Annotated in this window: 25 protein-coding genes; 7 read left to right on the forward strand and 18 right to left on the reverse strand. The window is 62.3% G+C overall.

What is annotated here, in order from left to right; genetic code table 11:
* The first annotated feature begins 48 nt into the window (after window positions 1-48).
* Entirely contained in the window at window positions 49-264 is a 216-nt protein-coding gene (locus tag NKI50_RS16345) for a hypothetical protein (RefSeq protein ID WP_023718376.1), read from the forward strand.
* Window positions 261-1,226, forward strand: coding sequence for a DMT family transporter (locus tag NKI50_RS16350; RefSeq protein ID WP_023718375.1), 966 nt, complete (start codon window positions 261-263; stop codon window positions 1,224-1,226). The genes NKI50_RS16345 and NKI50_RS16350 overlap by 4 nt, the downstream gene beginning before the upstream one ends.
* Here NKI50_RS16350 and NKI50_RS16355 read toward each other — a convergent pair whose 3' ends face one another.
* The 3 genes from NKI50_RS16355 to NKI50_RS16365 all read right to left on the reverse strand — a co-directional run bounded on the left by NKI50_RS16355 (window position 1,227) and on the right by NKI50_RS16365 (window position 3,714).
* Window positions 1,227-2,045, reverse strand: a complete 819-nt coding sequence (locus tag NKI50_RS16355) for a helix-turn-helix domain-containing protein (protein ID WP_023718374.1) — start codon at window positions 2,043-2,045, stop codon at window positions 1,227-1,229.
* Between the two features lie 105 nt (window positions 2,046-2,150).
* Window positions 2,151-3,032: a uracil-DNA glycosylase gene (locus NKI50_RS16360; protein WP_023718373.1), complete on the reverse strand. Its 882-nt coding sequence runs from the start codon at window positions 3,030-3,032 to the stop codon at window positions 2,151-2,153.
* 37 nt (window positions 3,033-3,069) lie between these two features.
* A complete protein-coding gene (locus tag NKI50_RS16365; protein WP_023718372.1) occupies window positions 3,070-3,714 on the reverse strand; it encodes a hypothetical protein in 645 nt (214 codons plus the stop codon).
* Here NKI50_RS16365 and NKI50_RS16370 point away from each other — a divergent pair.
* From NKI50_RS16370 to NKI50_RS16380, 3 genes are all read left to right on the forward strand, one after another.
* Complete coding sequence (locus NKI50_RS16370) at window positions 3,665-3,847, forward strand: hypothetical protein (RefSeq protein WP_198030476.1); 183 nt, start codon at window positions 3,665-3,667, stop codon at window positions 3,845-3,847. The genes NKI50_RS16365 and NKI50_RS16370 overlap by 50 nt on opposite strands.
* 106 nt (window positions 3,848-3,953) lie before the next feature.
* Window positions 3,954-5,633, forward strand: a complete 1,680-nt coding sequence (locus NKI50_RS16375; protein WP_352639544.1) for an electron transfer flavoprotein-ubiquinone oxidoreductase — start codon at window positions 3,954-3,956, stop codon at window positions 5,631-5,633.
* Window positions 5,634-5,743: 110 nt separating this feature from the next.
* Window positions 5,744-6,340, forward strand: a complete 597-nt coding sequence (locus NKI50_RS16380) for a DUF922 domain-containing protein (protein WP_352481881.1) — start codon at window positions 5,744-5,746, stop codon at window positions 6,338-6,340.
* Window positions 6,341-6,371: 31 nt separating this feature from the next.
* Here the strand turns inward: NKI50_RS16380 and NKI50_RS16385 are convergent, their stop codons facing one another.
* From NKI50_RS16385 to NKI50_RS16405, 5 genes are all read right to left on the reverse strand, one after another.
* A complete protein-coding gene (locus tag NKI50_RS16385; RefSeq protein WP_023718370.1) occupies window positions 6,372-7,409 on the reverse strand; it encodes an endonuclease/exonuclease/phosphatase family protein in 1,038 nt (345 codons plus the stop codon).
* A gap of 79 nt (window positions 7,410-7,488) precedes the next feature.
* Window positions 7,489-8,991, reverse strand: a complete 1,503-nt coding sequence (locus NKI50_RS16390) for an AMP nucleosidase (protein ID WP_352549000.1) — start codon at window positions 8,989-8,991, stop codon at window positions 7,489-7,491.
* A gap of 83 nt (window positions 8,992-9,074) precedes the next feature.
* Window positions 9,075-9,269 (reverse strand): hypothetical protein, encoded by a 195-nt coding sequence (locus tag NKI50_RS16395; RefSeq protein ID WP_023718368.1) that lies wholly within the window; start codon window positions 9,267-9,269, stop codon window positions 9,075-9,077.
* 31 nt (window positions 9,270-9,300) lie between these two features.
* Window positions 9,301-9,453 (reverse strand): hypothetical protein, encoded by a 153-nt coding sequence (locus tag NKI50_RS16400; protein ID WP_023718367.1) that lies wholly within the window; start codon window positions 9,451-9,453, stop codon window positions 9,301-9,303.
* 209 nt (window positions 9,454-9,662) lie between these two features.
* Window positions 9,663-10,007: a DUF2147 domain-containing protein gene (locus NKI50_RS16405; RefSeq protein ID WP_023718366.1), complete on the reverse strand. Its 345-nt coding sequence runs from the start codon at window positions 10,005-10,007 to the stop codon at window positions 9,663-9,665.
* Window positions 10,008-10,463: 456 nt separating this feature from the next.
* Here NKI50_RS16405 and NKI50_RS16410 point away from each other — a divergent pair, with 456 nt between their 5' ends.
* Window positions 10,464-10,730, forward strand: a complete 267-nt coding sequence (locus NKI50_RS16410) for an SEL1-like repeat protein (protein ID WP_010915070.1) — start codon at window positions 10,464-10,466, stop codon at window positions 10,728-10,730.
* Window positions 10,731-11,109: 379 nt separating this feature from the next.
* Window positions 11,110-12,231, forward strand: coding sequence for a branched-chain amino acid ABC transporter substrate-binding protein (locus NKI50_RS16415; RefSeq protein ID WP_023718365.1), 1,122 nt, complete (start codon window positions 11,110-11,112; stop codon window positions 12,229-12,231).
* 98 nt (window positions 12,232-12,329) lie between these two features.
* Here NKI50_RS16415 and NKI50_RS16420 read toward each other — a convergent pair whose 3' ends face one another.
* From NKI50_RS16420 to NKI50_RS16465, 10 genes are all read right to left on the reverse strand, one after another.
* Window positions 12,330-14,318 (reverse strand): acetyl/propionyl/methylcrotonyl-CoA carboxylase subunit alpha, encoded by a 1,989-nt coding sequence (locus NKI50_RS16420; protein ID WP_023718364.1) that lies wholly within the window; start codon window positions 14,316-14,318, stop codon window positions 12,330-12,332.
* Between the two features lie 112 nt (window positions 14,319-14,430).
* On the reverse strand, window positions 14,431-14,802 hold the full coding sequence (locus NKI50_RS16425; protein ID WP_023718363.1) for a hypothetical protein: 372 nt from the start codon (window positions 14,800-14,802) through the stop codon (window positions 14,431-14,433).
* A 42-nt stretch (window positions 14,803-14,844) separates the two neighbouring features.
* Entirely contained in the window at window positions 14,845-15,219 is a 375-nt protein-coding gene (locus NKI50_RS16430) for a hypothetical protein (protein WP_023718362.1), read from the reverse strand.
* 36 nt (window positions 15,220-15,255) lie between these two features.
* Window positions 15,256-15,624, reverse strand: coding sequence for a hypothetical protein (locus NKI50_RS16435; RefSeq protein ID WP_023718361.1), 369 nt, complete (start codon window positions 15,622-15,624; stop codon window positions 15,256-15,258).
* 45 nt (window positions 15,625-15,669) lie between these two features.
* Entirely contained in the window at window positions 15,670-16,044 is a 375-nt protein-coding gene (locus NKI50_RS16440; RefSeq protein WP_023718360.1) for a hypothetical protein, read from the reverse strand.
* A 118-nt stretch (window positions 16,045-16,162) separates the two neighbouring features.
* The gene (locus NKI50_RS16445; RefSeq protein WP_023718359.1) at window positions 16,163-16,693 is read right to left on the reverse strand and encodes an O-acetyl-ADP-ribose deacetylase; all 531 of its coding nucleotides are present in this window, start codon (window positions 16,691-16,693) and stop codon (window positions 16,163-16,165) included.
* Between the two features lies 1 nt (window position 16,694).
* A complete protein-coding gene (locus tag NKI50_RS16450; protein ID WP_352481873.1) occupies window positions 16,695-18,302 on the reverse strand; it encodes a carboxyl transferase domain-containing protein in 1,608 nt (535 codons plus the stop codon).
* Between the two features lie 4 nt (window positions 18,303-18,306).
* Window positions 18,307-18,690, reverse strand: a complete 384-nt coding sequence (locus NKI50_RS16455; protein ID WP_023718357.1) for a type II toxin-antitoxin system VapC family toxin — start codon at window positions 18,688-18,690, stop codon at window positions 18,307-18,309.
* Window positions 18,687-19,079 (reverse strand): AbrB/MazE/SpoVT family DNA-binding domain-containing protein, encoded by a 393-nt coding sequence (locus tag NKI50_RS16460; protein ID WP_023718356.1) that lies wholly within the window; start codon window positions 19,077-19,079, stop codon window positions 18,687-18,689. The genes NKI50_RS16455 and NKI50_RS16460 overlap by 4 nt, the downstream gene beginning before the upstream one ends.
* A gap of 82 nt (window positions 19,080-19,161) precedes the next feature.
* Entirely contained in the window at window positions 19,162-20,325 is a 1,164-nt protein-coding gene (locus tag NKI50_RS16465) for an isovaleryl-CoA dehydrogenase (protein ID WP_023718355.1), read from the reverse strand.
* Between the last annotated feature and the right edge of the window lie 29 nt (window positions 20,326-20,354).

The following is a 20,354-nucleotide window of genomic DNA, read 5'->3' on the forward strand; positions in this document are numbered from 1 at the left end:
GACGTCTATTTCAGGCGATCATTTCCCAAGCATCATCGCGAGGCTTCCATGACCGTCGTCACGCCGAAATTCGGGATGGGCGCCTCGGTGCTGCGTCGCGAGGCCTTCAAGGGCGCCGGGGAGGCGAGTACGATCGGGTCGACGCGTGCCGCGCTCAATGAGGTGACCGACGCTCTCTATAGCGCCTACGGCATCAGACATATCGACATGCCCGCAACGCCGGCGCGCATTTTGGCGGCGATCCAGGAAGCAAAAGGGGCGTGACAGCCGAACGGGACTTGCCAGTGCTTGCTGCCGGCGACCACAGCACGCTAACCGGGATCGTGCTCAAGATCGTATCGGTGGCGGTCTTCGTCGGCATGTCGTCCTGCATCAAGGCGGCAGGCACGGTGCCGGCGGGCCAGATCGTCTTTTTCCGCTCCTTCTTTGCCATCTTTCCGATCATCGCCTTCCTCGCCTTCCAGGGGAAACTCGGCACCGCCTTTTCGACAAAGCGCCCGCTCAACCACATTGCGCGCGGTGTTGTCGGGGTTTGCGCCATGGGGCTCGGCTTCTTCGCGCTGACGCGGCTGCCGCTGCCCGAGGCGATTACGCTGAACTACGCGCAGCCGCTGCTGGTCGCGGTGTTCAGTTCGATCTTCCTCGGCGAAGCCATCCGCATCTATCGCTGGAGCGCGGTTGCCGTCGGCCTGGTCGGGGTGCTGATCATCTCGTGGCCGGAACTGACGCTGCTGGGCTCGGGCGCTGCCCTTGGCGACCAGGAGGTGCTCGGCGTCATCGCCGCCCTCATGGCCGCGGCGATCTCGGCCATCGCCATGCTCCTGGTGCGCAACCTCGTCCAGAGCGAGCGGACGGCGACCATCGTGCTGTGGTTCTCTGTGACGGCGAGCGTCATGGCGCTGCTTTCGCTGCCATTCGGCTGGCAGGCGCTGACGCCAGTGCAGGCGGGGCTTCTGATTGCCGCGGGTTTTTGCGGCGGGCTCGGCCAGATCCTGATGACCTCGGCCTATCGCCATGCCGAAGCTTCGGTCGTGGCACCGTTCGAATACACCTCGATGATCCTCGGCGTCGTGGTCGGCTATCTGGTCTTTGGCGACGTCGCCACGATCAACATGCTGGTCGGCGGCATTATCGTCGTCGCAGCGGGCATTTTCATTATCTGGCGTGAGCGCCAGCTCGGCCTCGAACGCACCCGCACGCGCAAGGCGATCGCGCCACAGGGGTGATCAGCCTTTCGCCGCGTCGGCCCGCCCTTTCGCCAGCCGCACCAGCACCGCCCGCGTCTGCTCGTCGGCCGGGAAAAAGGATTCGATCGCCAGCTCCGACAACGTCACGTCGAGCGGCGTGCCGAATACGGTGATGGTGCTGATGAACGACAGCATCGCGTCGCCATGGGCAAGCTTGAGCGGATGGACAATCGCATTCGGTTCGACCGGCGCCGGCCGGCTGCCTTTGAGGCCGGACGGATAGGCCCGAAGCTCGCGCTCGAGCTCGACCAGCACCGGATCGGCGGTAGCATCGTTCTGCTGCTTCAGCCGCTCCAGAAGATGCGTCCGCCATTCCGCAAGGTTGACGATGCGCGGCGCGATGCCGCCGGGATGCAGGCTGAGGCGCAGCACGTTGACCGGCGGCGTCAGCAATGAGGCATCGGCGACATTGCGGAGGAACGGGCCTATGGCGGCGTTCGCCGACACCAGGTTCCAGTGCCGGTCGACGGCAAGCGCCGGGAACGGCTCGTGCGCCTTGAGCACGGTCTCGACCGCCGCCATCGCCGGCGCCATCGAGGCATCGTCAAGCGGCCGCTCACTGAAGCTCGGGGCAAAGCCGGCGGCCAGCAGCAGCTGGTTGCGCTGCCTGAGCGGGATCGAAAGCTGCTCGGCCAGATGCAGCACCATATCGCGCGAGGGTGCGGCGCGGCCGCTTTCGACGAAGCTCAGATGCCGCTGCGAGATCTCGGCCTCCATGGCGAGGTCGAGCTGGCTCATGCGCCGGCGTGTACGCCATTCGCGAATGAGACTGCCGGCGGAAATCTGGACTGCTGTCATGACGAGATGACTAGGCCGGTGGGAGAGGGATTTCAATTACCTGGGAAGTCATCGGCACTGTCTTTCCCTTCTCCACCACAGAGAGAAGGAAGAGGCGCGCGAACCTCAACTCAGCGCCCGCAACTTCGCCTTCACTTCGAGGAAATCCCGCCACGCCAGCTTCTTGTGCGCCGGCGTCCTCAGGAGATAGGCCGGATGCAGGGTCGGCATGGCGGGAATTGCGACGCCGGATGGGGTCGTGTGGACGCGCCAGTTGCCGCGCAGCCGCAATATGCCTTCGGAGGTGTTGAGCAGGGTCTTTGCCGACGGGCCGCCGAGATTGACCAGCACTTTCGGAGCAACCAACTCGATCTGCCGTTCGATGAACGGCCGGCATATCTCGGTCTCGTGCGGCGTCGGCGTGCGATTGCCCGGTGGCCGCCAGGGAATGACATTGGCGATGTAGACTGAATTTCGATCAAGACCGATCGCGGCCAGGATGTGGTCGAGCAGCCGGCCAGAGCGGCCGACGAACGGCAGGCCCTCTATGTCCTCGTCGCGGCCCGGCGCTTCGCCGACCAGCATCACCTCGGCAGTCGGATTGCCGTCGGCGAACACCAGGTTCTTGGCCGTGAATTTGAGATTGCAGCCGTCGAATGCCGCCATGTGCTGGCGAAGCTCGTCGAGGTTTGCCGCCGACCTCGCCAGTTGCCGCGCCAACGCCGCCTGCGCCTCGTCGGGCACCGTTGCGGTGGCCGGAGGCGTTCGCACTACCGGTGCCGTGTTCGGTCTCTCGCCCATTTCGGCGCGCGACACGCTCGTCGAGCGTTGCGGCGCCGCATTTTCACCGGCCGGCAGAGCGGCCGCCGCGGGTACCCGCTCCGGCGGCCTGGCTTCTGCAAACCTGTTTACCGGCTGTTCTTCAAGTGCCTCATCGACGCCAGCGCTGGCGTAGAAGGCCAGCAGCTCGGCGAGATCGGCTCGGTTATTGTGGGGGGCGGCAGTCATGGTTTCACATTCGGCCGCGGAGCTTGAATTTGCAAGTTCAGCTCGACGGTATGCGCGGATCCTGCACCAGATAGAACGTCCAGCGCGGCGTGTAGTCGGTGATCAGGAAATAGAAGCTGGCGGTCTTCAGCGGGTCGATCTTGCCGTTCTTGAACAGCAGGCGGTCATACGGTTCGAAATTGCGGTCGAAATCGGCGTAGCTGCTCGACCAGATATTTTCGGGCGTTTTGTTGCGCTGGTCGAACGACAGGCCGTCGCCGAACACGCTCGGCTGGTCGAGGATCTCCTGGAGTTCGAACTGGAACTCGACCCAGGCCTGGCCGCTATTGTTGAGCACGTCGATGCGCATGTACATCAGCCCATTGGCGAAGTCTCCAGCCTTGCCGAACGGCTGGATCGGCTTGGTCGTGCGAATGGCTAGCGTTACCGGCGTCGCTGAATTCAGCTCTTCGGTGATGACGAGCGGATCCTCCTTCGTGCCGACGCCCGAAGCCCCGGTGATGCGGAAGCCGCCGCGCTCGTCGGAAAAGGAGTAGGCGCCGGTCGCCCAGACCAGTCGTGGGTCGGCGCGGGCATCAACGGCCGCCAGCGGCAGAAGCGCCAAGAACGCCGCACGGCAAATCCGGCCGGGCGTGAAAAAAAAGCGCGTCGATGAAAAGCCAGCCGGCCCGAATATGCGCATGGCGGGAAGTATGGCCGATAAGCAAGCCGTCGAACAATTAAAAACATCAGTGCGACATATCTCTACAAACGGAATAGGATTGAAGATTGGTGCTCGCCACCGCGAATCTGTGCGGCAGGACGCGACTTTTTGACGAAATCGGTATTGTCACGTCCGCGCCGGTTTCCCGTCGCTATTTGATGCGCTATGCAGCGCGTGAGCCAGCAAGATGCCGGGAATAGCGAGCCAGTGAGGGGTCGATGAGCGATATCGAACGCGAAAGCATGGAATTCGACGTGGTCATCGTCGGCGCCGGCCCGGCCGGCCTCGCCGCCGCGATCCGTCTCAAGCAGGTCAATCCCGAGCTTTCCGTTGTCGTGCTGGAAAAGGGCGGCGAAGTCGGCGCGCACATCCTGTCCGGCGCCGTCGTCGATCCGATCGGCATCGACCGGCTGTTGCCGGGTTGGCGCGAAGAGGAGGGTCATCCCTTCAGGACACCGGTCACCGACGACCATTTCTTGGTTCTCGGCCCCGCCGGTTCGTTCCGTCTGCCCAATATCCTGATGCCGCCGCTGATGAACAATCACGGCAACTATGTCGTCTCGCTCGGCAATGTCTGCCGCTGGCTGGCGACAAAGGCCGAGGCGCTGGGCGTCGAGATCTATCCGGGCTTTGCCGCGGTCGGCCTGCTCTACAACGAGGCCGGTGCGGTCACCGGCGTCGTCACCGGCGACATGGGCGTCGAGAAGGACGGCACGCACGGCCCGGGCTTTGCGCCGGGCATGGCGCTGATGGGCAAATATGTCTTGATCGGCGAGGGCGCGCGCGGCTCGCTGGCCAAGCAACTGATCGCCAAATATCACCTTTCCGACGGTCGTGAGCCCGGAAAATACGGCATCGGCCTCAAGGAACTCTGGCAGGTCAAACCGGAAAACCACCGGCCGGGCCTTGTCCAGCATTCCTTCGGCTGGCCGCTCGATATGAAGACCGGCGGCGGCTCCTTTCTCTACCATCTCGAGGACAATCAGGTGGCAGTCGGCTTCGTCGTTCACCTGAACTACAAGAACCCCTATCTGTCGCCCTTTGACGAGTTCCAACGCTTCAAGACCCATCCGGCGATCCGCGGCACCTTCGAGGGCGCCAAGCGGCTGGGCTATGGTGCCCGCGCCATCACCGAAGGTGGCTGGCAGTCGGTGCCGAAACTGTCCTTCCCCGGCGGTGCGCTGATCGGCTGCGCGGCCGGCTTCGTCAACGTGCCGCGCATCAAGGGCTCGCACAATGCCGTGCTCTCCGGAATGCTGGCCGCCGAGCATGTCTGTGATGCGATAGCCGCCGGCCGCGCCAATGACGAGCTGGCCTCCTACGAGGCCGCCTGGCGCGCCACCGACATCGGCAAGGATCTGAAGAAAGTGCGCAACGTCAAGCCGCTATGGACGCGCTTCGGCACCATTGTCGGCGTCGGCCTTGGCGGGCTCGACATGTGGCTGAACACGCTGTTCGGCTTCTCGCCCTTCGGCACGATGAAGCACGGCAAGGCCGACTACGCGACGCTGGAACCGGCCGCCGCGCACCAGAAGATCGCCTATCCGAAGCCGGACGGGGTGCTGACCTTCGACCGGCTGTCGTCGGTGTTCCTGTCCAACACCAACCACGAGGAAAACGAGCCGGTGCATCTGCTCGTCGCCGACATGGACCTGCAGAAGCGCTCCGAACATGACGTCTATGCCGGGCCCTCGACGCGTTACTGCCCGGCTAGCGTCTACGAATGGGTCGACAAGGACGGCAATGCCGCCGCCGATCCTGCGGCCAAGGATGTGCGCTTCGTCATCAACGCGCAGAACTGTGTGCACTGCAAGACTTGCGATATCAAGGACCCGAACCAGAACATAAATTGGGTGCCGCCACAGGGCGGCGAGGGCCCGGTCTACCAGAACATGTAAGTCACAAGGTTTGCTCCGGACCAAACAAGATGAGGAGCAGCGCAACCATAGGATTGTTGAATAGACCGCCTGCCTGTGTTTCCTTTCTGTGACGACAGGGAGGAAGGAAAATGCGTCTGGCAGTTCTGACGAGCGCTGTGGCGATCGGGGCGTTGTGCACCCCTTTAGCCTTGGCCGACACTAAAGTATTGGTCAAGACACGAACTTATAACATTGCCGGAACCACCGGCGCGGCCCTGATCGAGGCCATGGATCGCAGTGGGCCGAAGCACGGCTTCATGACCCACGCCATCGCGCAGACCGGCTACAGCGTCGATGATTGGACCTTCGACGCCTATACGGAAAACGGCGTCTGCCGCCTGCGCCAGGCCAACGGGACGCTCAATCTCTTCTATACCTATCCCAAACTAGCCTCAGCCACGTCGCCGGCACTGCAGAAGCGGTGGAAGCGGTTCTTCGCTGGCGTCCGCGCCCATGAAGAGACCCATGGCCGCATCGCCAGACAGATGATGCGGGCCACCGAAAAGTCGGTTCGAGGGTTGACAGTCGGTGATGACCCGCACTGTTTCGAGGCACGTCGCGAGGCAAAGCGCCGGATCAATGCCATCTATGCCGAATATGAAGCAAAGCAGAAGGCCTTCGATGCGCGCGAGCATCGCGACGGCGGCCCCGTCGAGCACCTCATCCGCGCTTTTGTGGGCCAATAATAAGCCAGGGTAGAGATTGGACTGCGGATTTTCAGCTTCGGGCCCCGCCAGGCAGCGCCGCAAATGCGGTCGCCGTCTGGTGCTCGTCGAGCGGCTCTTGTCCACCCGAGCGCAGCGAAAATTCCACCAGCACCGGCAGATGGTCTGAGCCGGTGTCCCCAAGGGTCGACGCCGAACGGATGGCGATAGCGCCCTTGCTGAAAACCTGGTCGATCGGCAGTCCGGCGAAGCGCAGGAAATCCGGCAGCTTTCTGTAGAGCCAGGTCGGCCCGACCGATGGCATTACAGTCAGCTTGCCAAGCGATGCGACGCGCCGGACAGCGGCGCTCCATGGCGCTGCGTTGCAGTCGCCCGCCAGGATCGACGTCTCGCCAAGCGAGACGATTTCGTTCGACAGTCCGTCAATCTGCCGTGATTGGTTGTGCGGCCATGGCCAGGTGAGGTGGATGGCGGCGACATCGACGTCGGTTCCGCCGAAATCGACCGTAGCGATTGCCATCGCGCCGCGGCTGTCGCAGTGCGGCTCTGTGCCCGCGGCAAACGGTCGTCTGGACAGCAGCGCAACGCCGAACACGCCATTGGGATACGGGCAGAGGATCCGGTAGGGATAAGCGCCGGACAGCAGCCCAAGCTTTGCCTTCCACATTTCGGACACCTCATCGAGGGTGATCACATCAGGCTGGGTCCGGCCGATCAGCGACAGCACCTTCTCAGGCGTTGGATTGTTGAACCTGAGGTTTATCTGCAGCAGGCGGTAGACCGCCTCGCCGCCGGGCCTGGCGTCGTAGGCGGCCTGCACCTGCCATAGCCGCGAAAGCGGCAAGGCATTCGACGTGGTGGCAAAGGCGGCCACCGCAAACAGCAATCCGGCGGCGGCCTGCAGGCGAAACGAGGTGGCGAGCAGCGGCAGCGCGCAAAGCGCCATCAAGAAGGCAAAATGAACGCGGAAATGAGCAAAAGAATCGAAGGCCGGATGCAGCGATCCGAAGAACCCGGCCACCAGCGCGACCGAGAGTGCAAGCATTGCGACGAACGCCAGTGCAACCGTCATGTCTCGAACACGTGCCATCGCTTTGTCTATCGGCAGAAATGCGGCTCAATCAAGATGACGAAACGTCCTGCCGTGGACCGACACATGCGATCGGCAGCTACTGGAAGGCAGTTTCCGAAAAGCTCCTGAGCTTGCGCGAATGCAGCCGCTCCATCGGCATTTCGGCCAGCTTCTCCATCGCCCTGATGCCGATGGTCAAATGCTGCGCCACTTGCCGCTTGTAGAATTCGGTCGCCATGCCAGGCAGCTTCAATTCGCCATGCAGGGGCTTGTCGGAGACGCAAAGCAGCGTGCCATAGGGCACCCGGAAGCGAAAGCCGTTGGCGGCGATCGTCGCCGATTCCATATCGAGCGCGATCGCCCGCGACTGCGACAGCCGCTGCACCGGCCCGCGCTGGTCGCGCAGCTCCCAATTGCGGTTGTCGATGGTGGCGACGGTGCCGGTGCGCATGATGCGCTTGAGGTCGTAGCCGGAAAGCCCGGTGACCTCGGCGACCGCTTCCTGCAGCGCCACCTGGATTTCAGCCAACGGCGGAATCGGCACCCAGACCGGAAGGTCGTCGTCGAGGACATGGTCTTCCCGTACATACGCATGCGCCAGCACATAATCCCCCAGCGCCTGCGTGTTGCGCAGACCGGCGCAATGGCCGAGCATCACCCAGGCATGCGGCCGGAGCACCGCGATATGGTCGGTGATCGTCTTGGCGTTGGAAGGGCCAACGCCAATATTGACCATGGTGATGCCGCCATGGTTCGGCTTCTTCAGATGATAGGCCGGCATCTGCGGCAGGCGAGGCGGCGCGGCACCCTCACCGGGCGCGCTGTCCCCGACTTTGGTCACAATATTGCCCGGCTCGACGAACTCGACGTATCCGTCACCGCCATTGGCCATCAAATCGCGTGCACGGGCGACGAATTCGTCGATATAGAACTGGTAATTGGTGAACAGCACGAAGTTCTGGAAATGCTGGGGACTGGTCGCGGTGTAATGCGACATCCGATGCAGCGAATAGTCGATCCGTTGCGCGGTGAACGGTGCCAGCGGCCGTGCCTCGCCCAATGCCACTTCGAACGTGCCGTTGGCGATCTGGTCGTCGGTGCCGTCGAGATCCGGCACGTCGAACAGGTCACGGATCGGCCGTTTAATGCGCTCGGCAGCAGTGCCGTCGACATGCGTGCCTTCGAGAAAGGCGAAATGCAGCGGGATGGGAGTGGTCGATTCCGAAACCGTGACCGGAACGCCGTGGTTGCGCATGATCAGCCGAAGCTGTTCGGTGAGATAGCTTTCGAAAAGGGCAGGCTGGGTGACGGTGGTCGAGAAATGCCCCGGCGTCGGCATGTGGCCATAGGCCTGCCGCGAGTCGATCTGGGTGAACGAACTCGTGGTGACGCCGATCTCCGGATAGAAGGCCCGGTAGCGTTTGTTGTTGTCGCCGCCCGCGGCGAGCGCGGCAAATGAATCGCGCAGGAACTTGGTATTGCGGTCGTAAAGCACCTGCAGGGCGGCGACCGCCTTCCTGGCGTCGTTGAAGCTCTGTCGGCCAAACGGCTCCGGCGTGACGACCGATTCAATGGCTTGGGGATAGATTCGCTTTTCCATGACCCAATATAGAGAGTTGGGCGCGCAGTTGGGAGGGGGTAAGGCGATCTCAGAACGCCTGTTGGCGTTTTCTTTCCAGCGATTTAACCGCGCCGCAGGCTGACCAGCAGCACAAAGCCGACGCCGGACTTCCTCAGCGCAGGCGCCTCGATGGTCGAACCGGCATCGGCGCGCATCGTCGGCACGGCCAGGACCGGGGCCGCCAGAAGCATCAGGATGAGCGCCGTCCGCGGCAGAAGCCGAAGGGTCTTGAGGAAGTTGGCGGTGAGGTGGGTCATGGCGTGGTTTTCTAGATTCTCGCTGTCGGGTTCAGTGGCGAAGCTGGTTCGGGCAACCGAGCCGGCAGGAGATGGCGACATCCCAGGCGCGGGCCGGACGGCCGGCTTCGGCGACAAGGACAGCGAACAACATGCCGAACAGGCTCATCAGCAGGCAGACGATGGTGAAGCGGCGGGCAAGCATTGCGCGGTGTCTCCTTCAACACGCATGACAATGCCTTGCCCCGGCTGAACCGGCTCTGATGCCGGCGTTCATCTGGGGTTCAAAATGGTTGATGATCTCTGGGCGGGCTGCCTTGAAAAGCAGCGACCGATGGCGACGCCGTGGCTGCGAGACCGATAAAATGAAAACGGGGCCGACTGGTCCCGCTCACCACGGCAGGAAGGGCACGATCAGAGCTTGTGCCAGGTCTGGCTCTTGCAGATCAGCCCGCCGAGCACGCAGCCGCTCATCTTGAGCGAACTGCCGGAAAGCGACGCCTTGCCCGAATAGGTCTTGTCGGTTTCCGGGTCGGTTATCGTGCCGGCATATTTGTTGTCGCCGGCCACCTTCAGTGAACCGATGTTCTTGCCGGCAAATTTGCCGGATTTGAGCGTAATCGAAAATGCCCCGCCGCCACCCGAAATGGCGGCAGTCGATCCGGCTTGCGTTTTCCAATTGCCTTCGATCGGATCGGCCCATGCCGCGCCGGTCATCGTTATTGCGGCCGCGAGGGCCAGGCTCACTTGTCGAAACATGTCTCTCCTCCCTCAGGCAAGTCAATCGGGCTCCGCCCCGGCCGTCTGCCCCTTACGCAAACGTAAGCTAGTCCAGCTCTCGGAAAAACAAAAGCGGTGCCGCGACGGAAGGGTTGCGGGTTTTTGCCCGCTCCCGAACGGCCGCGCCGGCGAAAAATGAAACGGGCCGCACACGTCTTTGTGTTCCGTGGTTAGCGGAGTCTTGATCCGCGCCTCGCAAGTTTTCTTCAAATTTTGTGCAAACCGGCGCGATTGCTGGCTTTGTATCCTTAACGAATTTTCGCGTTTACCTCTTGTTTTAGCTTTGTTTTCCTCAAATTAAGCACGCCATTTAACGACGGATTCAAGCCTCCGCGGCATTCTCGAAAGCATCGAAAGAGAGCCGCCCCGAAGGTAGTCAAGGACACCGAGGGACAGACGGAGACACCTCTCGGGAGCCAGAACAGGGGATTTGAAATGGCACGTTTTGAAATGCTTGAAGCCGGCTTCGGCGCCATGGGGGCAACTGCCCAGGCCGATATTCTTTTCGAGTTGGGCATGATGTATGCGACCGGCCGCGATTGCGAGACCGATGTCGTCGCCGCCCACAAATGGTTCAATATCGCCGCGATCAAGGGTTCGGCCCGCGCCGCGGAACTGCGCTCTGAATTGTCGGCCGCCATGTCGAAGGTCGAGATCGCCAAGGCGCTCCGCGAAGCCCGCGAATGGATGACGATGCACTGAATTCGTCAACGTCGACTTCACGGGGTACTGAGTTCACGACAGGGACGCTTCGGGTCAAAGCCGCGCAGACGGTTAGGCCCGAAAAATCAAGGCCGCGCAAGACGGCTGGGCTAACAAGATCAAGAACACGGCAGCGAGCTGTGCAATAGACAGGGAAGGCGAGCGGTTCCTGGCGCCGATGCGTTGGGAAGCTCGATGGCAAAAGCCGCGACCGGCCGGAACAAGGCTGGCGCGGCTTTGTCTTTGGGACCGCGTGTTGCAGGCCCAATCGAGTGCCGACGATGCGCCTAGACAGCTCCGGTGAAGGATGAAATTCTCCCGCCACTCTGGAAGAGGCGCGGCCGGGACGGTCGCGCGAGAGTGGAGGAGTTGTGTCACCATGAAGAAATTCAGTATTTTGAGCGCCGCCATATTTGGCCTGATGATGACCGCGCCGGTCGCCTTCGCCGACGACATCACCTTTTCGGTGGTCGGACCGATGACCGGTCAGCTTGCCACCATCGGCGACCAGTTCAAGCAGGGCGCGCAAGCCGCCACCGACGCGATCAACGCGGCGGGCGGCGTCGACGGCCGCCAGATCAAGCTCGACATCGAGGATGACCAGTGCGATCCGAAGCAGGCAGTTTCGGTCGCGAACCGCATCATCGCCAATGGTGTCAAGTTCATCGATGGCCATGCCTGCTCGGGCTCCAGCATCCCGGCCTCCGCTGTCTACGCCGAAGCCGGTGCGCTGATGATGAGTCCGGCTTCCTCGAACCCGGTGCTGACCGACGCAGCGGCGAAGGCCGGCTGGCCGACGATCATGCGCCTCTATACGCGCGACGATGCGCAGGGCGCTTTCATCGGTCCATGGATCGCCAAGAAATATGCCGGCAAGAACGTCGTCATCATGCACGACAAGAGCGCCTATGGGCAGGGTGTGGCCGATGCCGTCAAGGCAACGATGAACCAGAACGGTCTCAAGGAGATCCTCTACGAGGGCATCAACGCCGGCGAGAAGGACTACTCCGCGCTTGTTACCAAGCTCAAGGAGCTGAAAGCTGATGTCGTCTATTTCGGCGGCTATCATCCCGAAGCGGGCCTCATCCTGCGCCAGTCGGCGGAGCAGAACCTCAAGTTCCAGCTGATCATGCCGGACTCGATCGCTTCGCCGGAATTCTGGCAGGTTGCCGGTCCGGCCGGTGAAGGCACCATGTTCGTCTTCCCATCGGATCCGCAGGCGAAGCCCGAAGCCAGGGAAGCCATCGCCAAGATCAAGGCCGGCGGCTTCGTGCCGGAGGGCTTCACGCTGTTTTCCTATGCGGTGATCCAGGCCTTCGCCGAAGGCATCAAGCGCGCCGGCAGCGACGACCCGGCCAAGGTCGCTGAAGCGTTGAAGAACGGCCAGCCGATCAGCACGGTTGTCGGTCCGGTCACCTTCGACGAGAAAGGCGACCTCAAGAACGCCAGCTACGACATCAACCAGTGGCACGACGGCAAATACGCCCCGATCCAGCCGTAATGGCCGCGGCGCCGCAAGCTGCGCTGGTGTAATCGAACATGGCCGGGGTCAAACCCGGCCATGTTGTTCTTGGCGATGCCTTTGTGACGCGTTCGAGATCACTTCGTGGATAGGGAAACAGCAGTCAGCTGTGGTTCCTCGGCAAAGCGAACCAGCACGGTTCCGTCGGTGACCTGCGCGCCTTCGGCAGCGATTTCGGCGATTACCCCGTCATGGGGGGCGGCAATGGTGTGCTCCATCTTCATCGCCTCCAGGATCAGCAGCGGCTGCCCCTTGATCACGGCCTCGCCTTTGCCAGCACGAACCAATTTGACCAGTCCCGGCATTGGCGCGCGCAGGCTGCCGGAAGCGGCTGCGGCTTCGTCGGCCCGCGCCAGCGGATCCGGCACGGCAAAACCGTAGCCGATGGCGCCTTCGAAGACCGTGACGTGGCCCGGCCAGCGGGCGAGGCGAGGCGCGGCGCGGAGATCATGCGAATTGGCGCTGTCATAGGGGGCATCCAGCGCCACCTCGAACCGCCCGTCCGGCCGCACCGATACGCGCGCGACGATCCCCTGCTCGCCAAATCTCAGCAGCGTGCGCCGCGCCACCGCGTGGAAATGCGCATAGCCGGCCAGTGACGACCAGGGATCGTCGGAGGACGGCAAGTCGCCCGCACCAGACGCGGCAAGTGCCGCAGCGGCAATCGTCTCACCGCTCGGCGGCGGAACCGCCGTCAGCGCCTGCTGATGCCTGGCGATCAGGTCGGTATCGACATCGCCCGCCGCAAAATCCGCATCAGCGGCCAGCGCGGCAAGAAAGGCGGTGTTGACCGTCGAGCCGGCGATTTCGGTCTGCGACAGCGCCGCGCCGAGTGCCGTGAGCGCCGTCCGCCTGTCCTTGCCATGGATGACCAGCTTGGCGATCATCGGATCGTAAAACGGCGAGATCGCATCGCCGGCGCGCACACCGGTTTCGATGCGCATGCTCGCACCTTCGGGCGCCGGTTGCGGAAATTTTAAATGGTGCAAGGTGCCGGTCGCCGGCAAAAACCCTCTTGCTGCGTCCTCGGCATAGATGCGCGCCTCGAAGGCGTGGCCGGAGAGCGCGACCTCGCTCTGCGTCTTCGGCAGTTTTTCGCCGGAGGCCACCCGCAACTGCCACTCGACCAGGTCGATGCCGGTGACCATTTCGGTGACCGGGTGCTCGACCTGCAGGCGGGTGTTCATTTCCATGAACCAGAAACGGTCGGCCTTCAGACCTTGCGAGGCATCGACGATGAACTCGATGGTGCCGGCGCCGGAATAGTGGATTGCCTTGGCGGCCTTCACCGCCGCCTCGGTCATCGCCTTGCGCAACGCCGGCGTCATGCCGGGGGCAGGCGCCTCCTCGATCACCTTCTGGTGGCGGCGTTGCGCCGAGCAGTCGCGCTCGTAGAGGTGCACGACATTGCCGAAACTGTCGCCGAATATCTGCACTTCGATGTGGCGCGGCTTGTCGACATATTTTTCCACCAAAACGCGGTCGTCACCGAAGGCGGCCTTCGCCTCGCGCCGCGCGCCAGACAGTGCTTCCGAAAAATCATCGGGATGCTCGACGCGCCGCATGCCCTTGCCGCCGCCACCGGCGCGCGCCTTGATCAATACGGGGTAGCCGATCTCGCGCGCCTTGGAGGCGAGCAACACGATCTCCTGCGCCTCGCCATGATAGCCCGGCACCACCGGCACGCCGGCCTTTTCCATCAGCCGCTTAGCCGCGTCCTTCAATCCCATGGCGCGGATCGAGGCCGCCGACGGCCCGATGAAGATCAGCCCCGCCGCGACCACCTGGTCGACGAAGTCGGGATTTTCCGAGAGAAAGCCGTAGCCCGGATGAATGGCCTCGGCACCCGTGGCCAAGGCCGCCGCGATGATCTTGTTACCCCGCAGATAGCTTTCGCCGGCAGGCGAGGGACCGATATGCACCGCCTCGTCCGCCGTCTCGACATGCAAGGCGCGAGCGTCGGCGTCAGAATAGACGGCGACGCTGCGCACACCCATCCTGCGTGCCGTGCGGACCACCCGGCAGGCGATCTCGCCACGGTTGGCGATCAGGATCTTGGCGAACATCGGGCCTCCACAGGCAGAGCTCGCCGCCAACGGCGCGAATTCTCTTCACGCGAGCTGCGGCAATACCCCGCTTTGTAATCTGGCCGTCAAAGGATAGGCAAGCGAGGCCTGCCTACTTGGAGGCCGCGATTTCGCAAGCTCCACCGGTCGTGACCTTGTAATGGCTGCGGGTGGCCTGGCAGGATTTCATAGCCATATCCTCGGCAGCCTTTTGCGAGGGCGCATTCAAGCGCGAGCCGCACATGATGTACAACGAACGCACTCTGGAATACGGAGTGGTCGCATAGGCTGAATGGCCGCTGGCCGCCACATACGCCTTATATGCCTTGGTACACGGCCGATCCGCGGTTGCCGGCAAATACGGGTAGAAACGGACGTCGCCCTTGCTTCCAGCTAGCGATTCGGCGGCGCCAATATTCGGTGCAGAGGCCACGAACAGTGCAAGTACCAATATGGTTGCTCGCCTGATGGATAAAGATTTCATTGCCCAACCCATTTGAAAAACCCAAGACTGGCAGATATTCAGCTATTTGGAGGCGGCTATTTCGCAGCCTCCGCCTGTCGTAACCTTATAACTGTTGCGGGTGGCCTGACAGGATTTTAACGCCAACTCTTCGGCAGCTTGCTGTGATGGTGCATTCAAGCGCGAGCCGCATATGATGTACAGCGAACGCACCCGGGAATACGGAGTGCTTGCATAGGCCGAATGGCCACCGGCCGCTACATAGGCCTTGTAAGCCATGGTGCATGGATCCTTCGGATTCTTCGGCAAATAGGGGTAGAAACGGGTCTCGCCCTTGCTTCCCGCCAGCGATTCCGCCGTTCCTATGCCAGGTGCCGTGAATACAAGAAAGCCGGCAAGTATCGAAGCGATTGTACTTTTGACGTGTCTCGGTGTCATTTTTCCCCCTGGAAGAGCGAACGCCAACAGCATCTCCTACTTGGAGGCAGCGATGCTGCAAGCTCCCGCGGTTGTGACCTTGTAGCTCCTCTTGGCTGACTGGCAGGATTTCAGCGCCTGCGCCTCTGCAGCCTTTTGCGACGTTGCATTTGCACGCGCGCAAATCATGAACTCGGTCGCCCAATTGAATGGAGTCGACGCATAAGCGGAATGGCTGCCGGTCGCCACATAGGCCCTGTATGCCTTCTGACAGCCTCCCGTCGAGCCAGGTGCGAAATAGACGGGATAGCGGCTGTCGCCCTTGCTTCCCGCCAGCGACTCCGCTGCTCCGATACCGGGCGCCCCCAACACGAGCAACCCTGCAAATATGGATACAGTTGTTTTCTGAAAAAGCTGAAGTCTCATCTTCGCCCTATCCCCCATTGCTATCTGGCCCTTTGATGCCGAAAGCTACTTGGAAGCGACTACGCCGCAGCCGCCGACCATGTCCACTTTGAACTTCTTGCGACCGGATTCGCATGACTTAAGCGCGAGCGCTTCGGCAGCCTTCTGGGACGGTGCGTTAATGTGCACGCCGCAGACGAAATACAGGACCCTTGCTCCGGTGATGGTCGATGCGTAGGCGGAATGACCGGCCGCAGCCACATAGGCGTTGTAGGCCTGCCTGCAATTGCCTTCCGAGCCTTGCTGAGGGAGATACACGAAGGAACGCTTGTCGCCGACTTTCCCAGCCAGCGACGCCGCTGCACTGACGCCAGGCGTCGCTAATATAAGCAACCCCGCAAGTATAGACGCAGTTGTTTCCTTGAAAAGCCGCCGTTTCATCTTCGCCCAATCCCCATTGGTATTTGCGATGACCAATAGCCGTAATTCTTTCGGCTGGCCAGATGAAGAAGCAAAAAAATGGTCTGGAGGTGTGGACGGGTTCGTCGCCCGCGCAGGGTCACACCCTGCCGAGTGCAGCAACGACCCGCTGATACAGTTCGGCCGTCGGCTCGTCGAAGCAGCAGAAAATGACGGTTTCCGGAACGATGTTCTGGCCGATGAAGGCACTCACGGCACCGACAGCAATTTGCGTCGCCTGATCCTTAGGATAGCGGTAGACACCGGTCGAGATCGCTGGAAACGCCACCGTCCGGCAGTCCTTTGCGGCGGCGATTTCGAGTGACCGGCGATAGCAGGAGGCGAGCAGCTCGGCCTCTCCTTTGCTGCCGCCTTGCCAGACCGGTCCGACCGTGTGGATGATGTAGTGTGCCGGCAGCCTGTAGCCCTTGGTGAGTTTTGCCTCGCCAACCTTGCAGCCATTCAGCATCCGGCATTCGAACTCAAGCTCGGGGCCGGCCGCCCGGTGGATGGCGCCGTCCACGCCGCCGCCGCCGAGAAGCGAGGTGTTGGCGGCGTTGACGATTGCATCGACCGCCAGCTTCGTGATGTCGCCGGTGTGAACGCGAATCCTCTGGTCGATTTCGCTCATCTCACATCCTGAACACGCCGAACCGGGTCTCCTCGATCCCGGCGTTCAGCGCGGCCGACAGGCTTAGCGCCAGCACCTCGCGGGTCTTCGCCGGATCGATGATGCCGTCGTCCCAGAGCCTTGCCGACGAATAGAGCGGGTGACCTTCATGCTCGTACTTCATCAGGATCGGCTTCTTGAATTTTGCTTCCTCTTCGGCGCTCCACTCGCCACCCTTGCGCTCGATGCCTTCGCGCTTGACCACGGCCAGCACCGTTGCTGCCTGTTCGCCGCCCATCACCGAGATGCGGGCATTCGGCCACATCCACAGGAAGCGTGGCGAATAGGCGCGTCCGCACATACCGTAATTGCCGGCGCCGAACGAGCCGCCGATGATCACGGTCACCTTCGGCACCTTGGCCGTTGCGACCGCCATGACCAGCTTGGCGCCATCCTTGGCGATGCCGCCGGCCTCGTATTTTCGCCCGACCATGAAACCGGTGATGTTTTGCAGGAAGACCAGCGGGATCTTGCGCTGGCAGCACAGTTCGATGAAGTGCGCGCCCTTCAGCGCGCTTTCCGAAAACAGCACGCCATTGTTGGCGACGATGCCGACCGGCATGCCGTTGAGATGGGCAAAACCGGTGACCAGCGTGGTGCCGTAATTCTGCTTGAACTCATCGAACTCGGAGCCGTCGACGATGCGGGCGATCACCTCGCGCACGTCGTAAGGCTGGCGCAGATCCGTCGGTACGATGCCGTAGAGTTCATGTGGATCGTGAAGCGGTGGGATCGATTTCTTCAGGGCCAGGCTTACAGTCTTGTTCCGATTCAGGTTTTTGACGATACGCCGGCATATTGCCAGCGCATGCTCGTCGTCGAGCGCATAGTGATCGGCAACGCCGGAAAGCCTTGTGTGCACGTCGGCACCACCGAGGTCCTCGGCGGTGACGTCCTCGCCGGTGGCCGCTTTCACCAGCGGCGGCCCGCCGAGAAAGATGGTCGCCTGGTTGCGCACCATGATTGTCTCGTCCGACATCGCAGGCACATAGGCGCCGCCGGCCGTGCATGAACCCATGACGCAGGCGATCTGCGGAATGCCGGCGGCCGACATGTTGGCCTGGTTGTAGAAGATGCGGCCGAAATGATCGCGGTCGGGAAACACCTCGTCCTGATTGGGCAGATTGGCGCCGCCGCTGTCGACCAGATAGACGCAAGGCAGATTGTTCTGCAATGCGATCTCCTGTGCACGCAGATGCTTCTTCACCGTCAGTGGATAATAGGTGCCGCCCTTCACCGTGGCGTCATTGACGACGACCATGACTTCGGTGCCTTCGACGCGGCCGACGCCGGCGATGAGGCCGGCCGAGGAGATGTCCTCGCCATACATCGACCACGCCGCGAACTGGCCGATCTCGAGGAAGGGCGAGCCGGTATCGAGCAATTGGGCAAGACGTTGCCGCGGCAGGAGCTTGCCGCGCGAAACATGCCGCTCACGCGCTTCCTCCGAGCCGCCGTGTTCGACCGTAGCAGCCTTTTCCGCAATATCGGCGACCAGCGCCCGCATGCGCTCGGCATTGGCGCGGAAAATATCGGAGACGGGCGAGATCTGCGAGGTGAGGGGGGCCATGGCGCTACCGGATCAGCTCGATCTTGCAGCCGACATCCAGGTCGCCCCAGTCGCGATCGGCGGTGACGGCAATGGCGTTCTCGCGAATCGCCAGCGCCAGGCAGGCCCGATCGCCCAGCGACAAGCCGCGATGCCGCGTCAGTTGGCGAAGCTGGCCGGCGGCGATGCCCATCGCTTGGTCGAAAACGGCGATCGGCATGCCGAGACTTCCGAGGTCGTCGGCAGCCTGTTCCAAGCTGCGTCCCTTGTCGATCAGCTTGGCAATGATCTCGGCCGCATTGACTGAACTGCATTGTGCATCCGGCGCGAACCCCAAAGCATTCTCGGTGCCTTGCTCGTTGAGCAGGATTGCGAGCGCCGCCGAACTGTCCATGACGTAGGGCTTCATTTCACCCGCTTTCCTGTCGTCCCTTCGGCGTGAAGCCGGTCGAGACGCTTGTCGCTTCGACGCTGCTCTTCCCGCCGCTCCTTCAGAAATTCGTCGACGACGCTTTCACCGGGCTGTTTCAGCGCCGACAATTCGGCCTGAACGCGTCGCAGATTCTGCAGCCACGATCTTACCCGCAACTCGCCGTTTTCGACATGAAGGATCATGTCCTCGCCAGGCTTCACGCCCATCTCCTCGCGCATCGCAGCAGGGATGACGAAGCGCCCGCCCTCGCCAAGCTTGACGCGCTCGCGTTTCGCCGGAACCCGAAGCCGCGTTTTGCGAGCGCCAGCATCGAACTGTGCTTGCGGATCTTCATCAAATCCGGACTTTCCCGTTCTGCCCGCCATGGTCCGTCTCGCTTGTATTTATGGCATATGTCCAGAAGTATGCCATATCGTGCGGCTTCTGGCAAATCTCAAAAGAATGCCATTAGGCGCCCTCCGCCATGATTTCCCGCCCGATCAGCCAGCGACGGATTTCGCTGGTGCCGGCGCCGATCTCGTAGAGCTTGGCGTCGCGCAGCAGCCGGCCGGTAGGGTAATCGTTGATGTAGCCGTTGCCGCCCAAAAGCTGGATGGCGTCGAGCGCCATCAGCGTCGCCTTTTCGGCGGCGAACAGCACGCACCCGGCGGCGTCCTTGCGCGTCGTCTCACCGCGATCGCAGGCGGCGGCTACGGCATAGACGTAAGCACGCGCCGCATTCATCGTCGCATACATGTCGGCGAGCTTGCCTTGCACCAGCTGGAATTCGCCGATCGGCTGGCCGAACTGCTTGCGTTCGTGCACGTAAGGTATCGCCACGTCGAGGCACGCAGCCATCAGCCCGATCGGGCCGCCGGCCAGCACGGCGCGTTCGTAGTCGAGGCCCGACATCAGCACCTCGACGCCGCGCCCTTCCTCGTGCAGCACATTGTCGAACGGCACTTCGACATCCTCGAACACCAGCTCGCCGGTGTTCGAGCCGCGCATGCCGAGCTTGTCGAGCTTTTGCGCAACGGAAAAACCGGCAAAAGCCTTTTCGACGATGAAAGCGGTGATGCCGCGCGAATGGAGTTCCGGATCGGTCTTGGCGTAGACGACCAGCGTCTCGGCATCCGGCCCGTTGGTGATCCACATTTTGGTGCCGTTGAGCACGTAGCGATCATTGCGCTTTTCGGCGCGCAGGCGCAGCGACACGACATCTGAGCCGGCACCCGATTCCGACATCGCCAGTGCCCCGACCTTTTCGCCGCTGCAGAGCGAAGGCAGATATTTTTCTTTCTGCGCCTGCGTCGCCCAGCGGTTGATCTGATTGACGCAGAGGTTGGAATGGGCGCCGTAAGAGAGGCCGACCGAGGCCGAGGCGCGCGAAATCTCCTCCATCGCCACGACATGGGCGAGGTAGCCCATGCCGCTGCCGCCGAAATCGGGATCGGCGGTGATGCCGAGCAGGCCGAGCCCGCCGAGCTCCGCCCACAGATGTGCCGGGAATTCGTTCGAGCGGTCGATCTCGGCGGCTATCGGCGCGATTTTCTCCTGGGCGAAGCGCCGCACCAGATCGCGCAGCGCCTCGATGTCTTCGTCAAGCCCGAAGTTGAGCGTCTGCGTGTACATGCCGTTCCTCCCGGCGCACGACCCCGAAA

This window comes from Mesorhizobium sp. M0563, assembly GCF_040321065.1.
Lineage (GTDB): Bacteria > Pseudomonadota > Alphaproteobacteria > Rhizobiales > Rhizobiaceae > Mesorhizobium.

Coding starts and splice junctions, on each gene's coding strand:
- NKI50_RS16345 (WP_023718376.1), top strand. CDS start 49: ATGACCGTCGTCACGCCGAAATTCGGGATGGGCGCCTCGGTGCTGCGT.
- NKI50_RS16355 (WP_023718374.1), bottom strand. CDS start 2,045: ATGACAGCAGTCCAGATTTCCGCCGGCAGTCTCATTCGCGAATGGCGT.
- NKI50_RS16360 (WP_023718373.1), bottom strand. CDS start 3,032: ATGACTGCCGCCCCCCACAATAACCGAGCCGATCTCGCCGAGCTGCTG.
- NKI50_RS16365 (WP_023718372.1), bottom strand. CDS start 3,714: ATGCGCATATTCGGGCCGGCTGGCTTTTCATCGACGCGCTTTTTTTTC.
- NKI50_RS16375 (WP_352639544.1), top strand. CDS start 3,954: ATGAGCGATATCGAACGCGAAAGCATGGAATTCGACGTGGTCATCGTC.
- NKI50_RS16380 (WP_352481881.1), top strand. CDS start 5,744: ATGCGTCTGGCAGTTCTGACGAGCGCTGTGGCGATCGGGGCGTTGTGC.
- NKI50_RS16385 (WP_023718370.1), bottom strand. CDS start 7,409: ATGGCACGTGTTCGAGACATGACGGTTGCACTGGCGTTCGTCGCAATG.
- NKI50_RS16390 (WP_352549000.1), bottom strand. CDS start 8,991: ATGGAAAAGCGAATCTATCCCCAAGCCATTGAATCGGTCGTCACGCCG.
- NKI50_RS16395 (WP_023718368.1), bottom strand. CDS start 9,269: ATGACCCACCTCACCGCCAACTTCCTCAAGACCCTTCGGCTTCTGCCG.
- NKI50_RS16400 (WP_023718367.1), bottom strand. CDS start 9,453: ATGCTTGCCCGCCGCTTCACCATCGTCTGCCTGCTGATGAGCCTGTTC.
- NKI50_RS16405 (WP_023718366.1), bottom strand. CDS start 10,007: ATGTTTCGACAAGTGAGCCTGGCCCTCGCGGCCGCAATAACGATGACC.
- NKI50_RS16410 (WP_010915070.1), top strand. CDS start 10,464: ATGGCACGTTTTGAAATGCTTGAAGCCGGCTTCGGCGCCATGGGGGCA.
- NKI50_RS16415 (WP_023718365.1), top strand. CDS start 11,110: ATGAAGAAATTCAGTATTTTGAGCGCCGCCATATTTGGCCTGATGATG.
- NKI50_RS16420 (WP_023718364.1), bottom strand. CDS start 14,318: ATGTTCGCCAAGATCCTGATCGCCAACCGTGGCGAGATCGCCTGCCGG.
- NKI50_RS16425 (WP_023718363.1), bottom strand. CDS start 14,802: ATGAAATCTTTATCCATCAGGCGAGCAACCATATTGGTACTTGCACTG.
- NKI50_RS16430 (WP_023718362.1), bottom strand. CDS start 15,219: ATGACACCGAGACACGTCAAAAGTACAATCGCTTCGATACTTGCCGGC.
- NKI50_RS16435 (WP_023718361.1), bottom strand. CDS start 15,624: ATGAGACTTCAGCTTTTTCAGAAAACAACTGTATCCATATTTGCAGGG.
- NKI50_RS16440 (WP_023718360.1), bottom strand. CDS start 16,044: ATGAAACGGCGGCTTTTCAAGGAAACAACTGCGTCTATACTTGCGGGG.
- NKI50_RS16445 (WP_023718359.1), bottom strand. CDS start 16,693: ATGAGCGAAATCGACCAGAGGATTCGCGTTCACACCGGCGACATCACG.
- NKI50_RS16450 (WP_352481873.1), bottom strand. CDS start 18,302: ATGGCCCCCCTCACCTCGCAGATCTCGCCCGTCTCCGATATTTTCCGC.
- NKI50_RS16455 (WP_023718357.1), bottom strand. CDS start 18,690: ATGAAGCCCTACGTCATGGACAGTTCGGCGGCGCTCGCAATCCTGCTC.
- NKI50_RS16460 (WP_023718356.1), bottom strand. CDS start 19,079: ATGGCGGGCAGAACGGGAAAGTCCGGATTTGATGAAGATCCGCAAGCA.
- NKI50_RS16465 (WP_023718355.1), bottom strand. CDS start 20,325: ATGTACACGCAGACGCTCAACTTCGGGCTTGACGAAGACATCGAGGCG.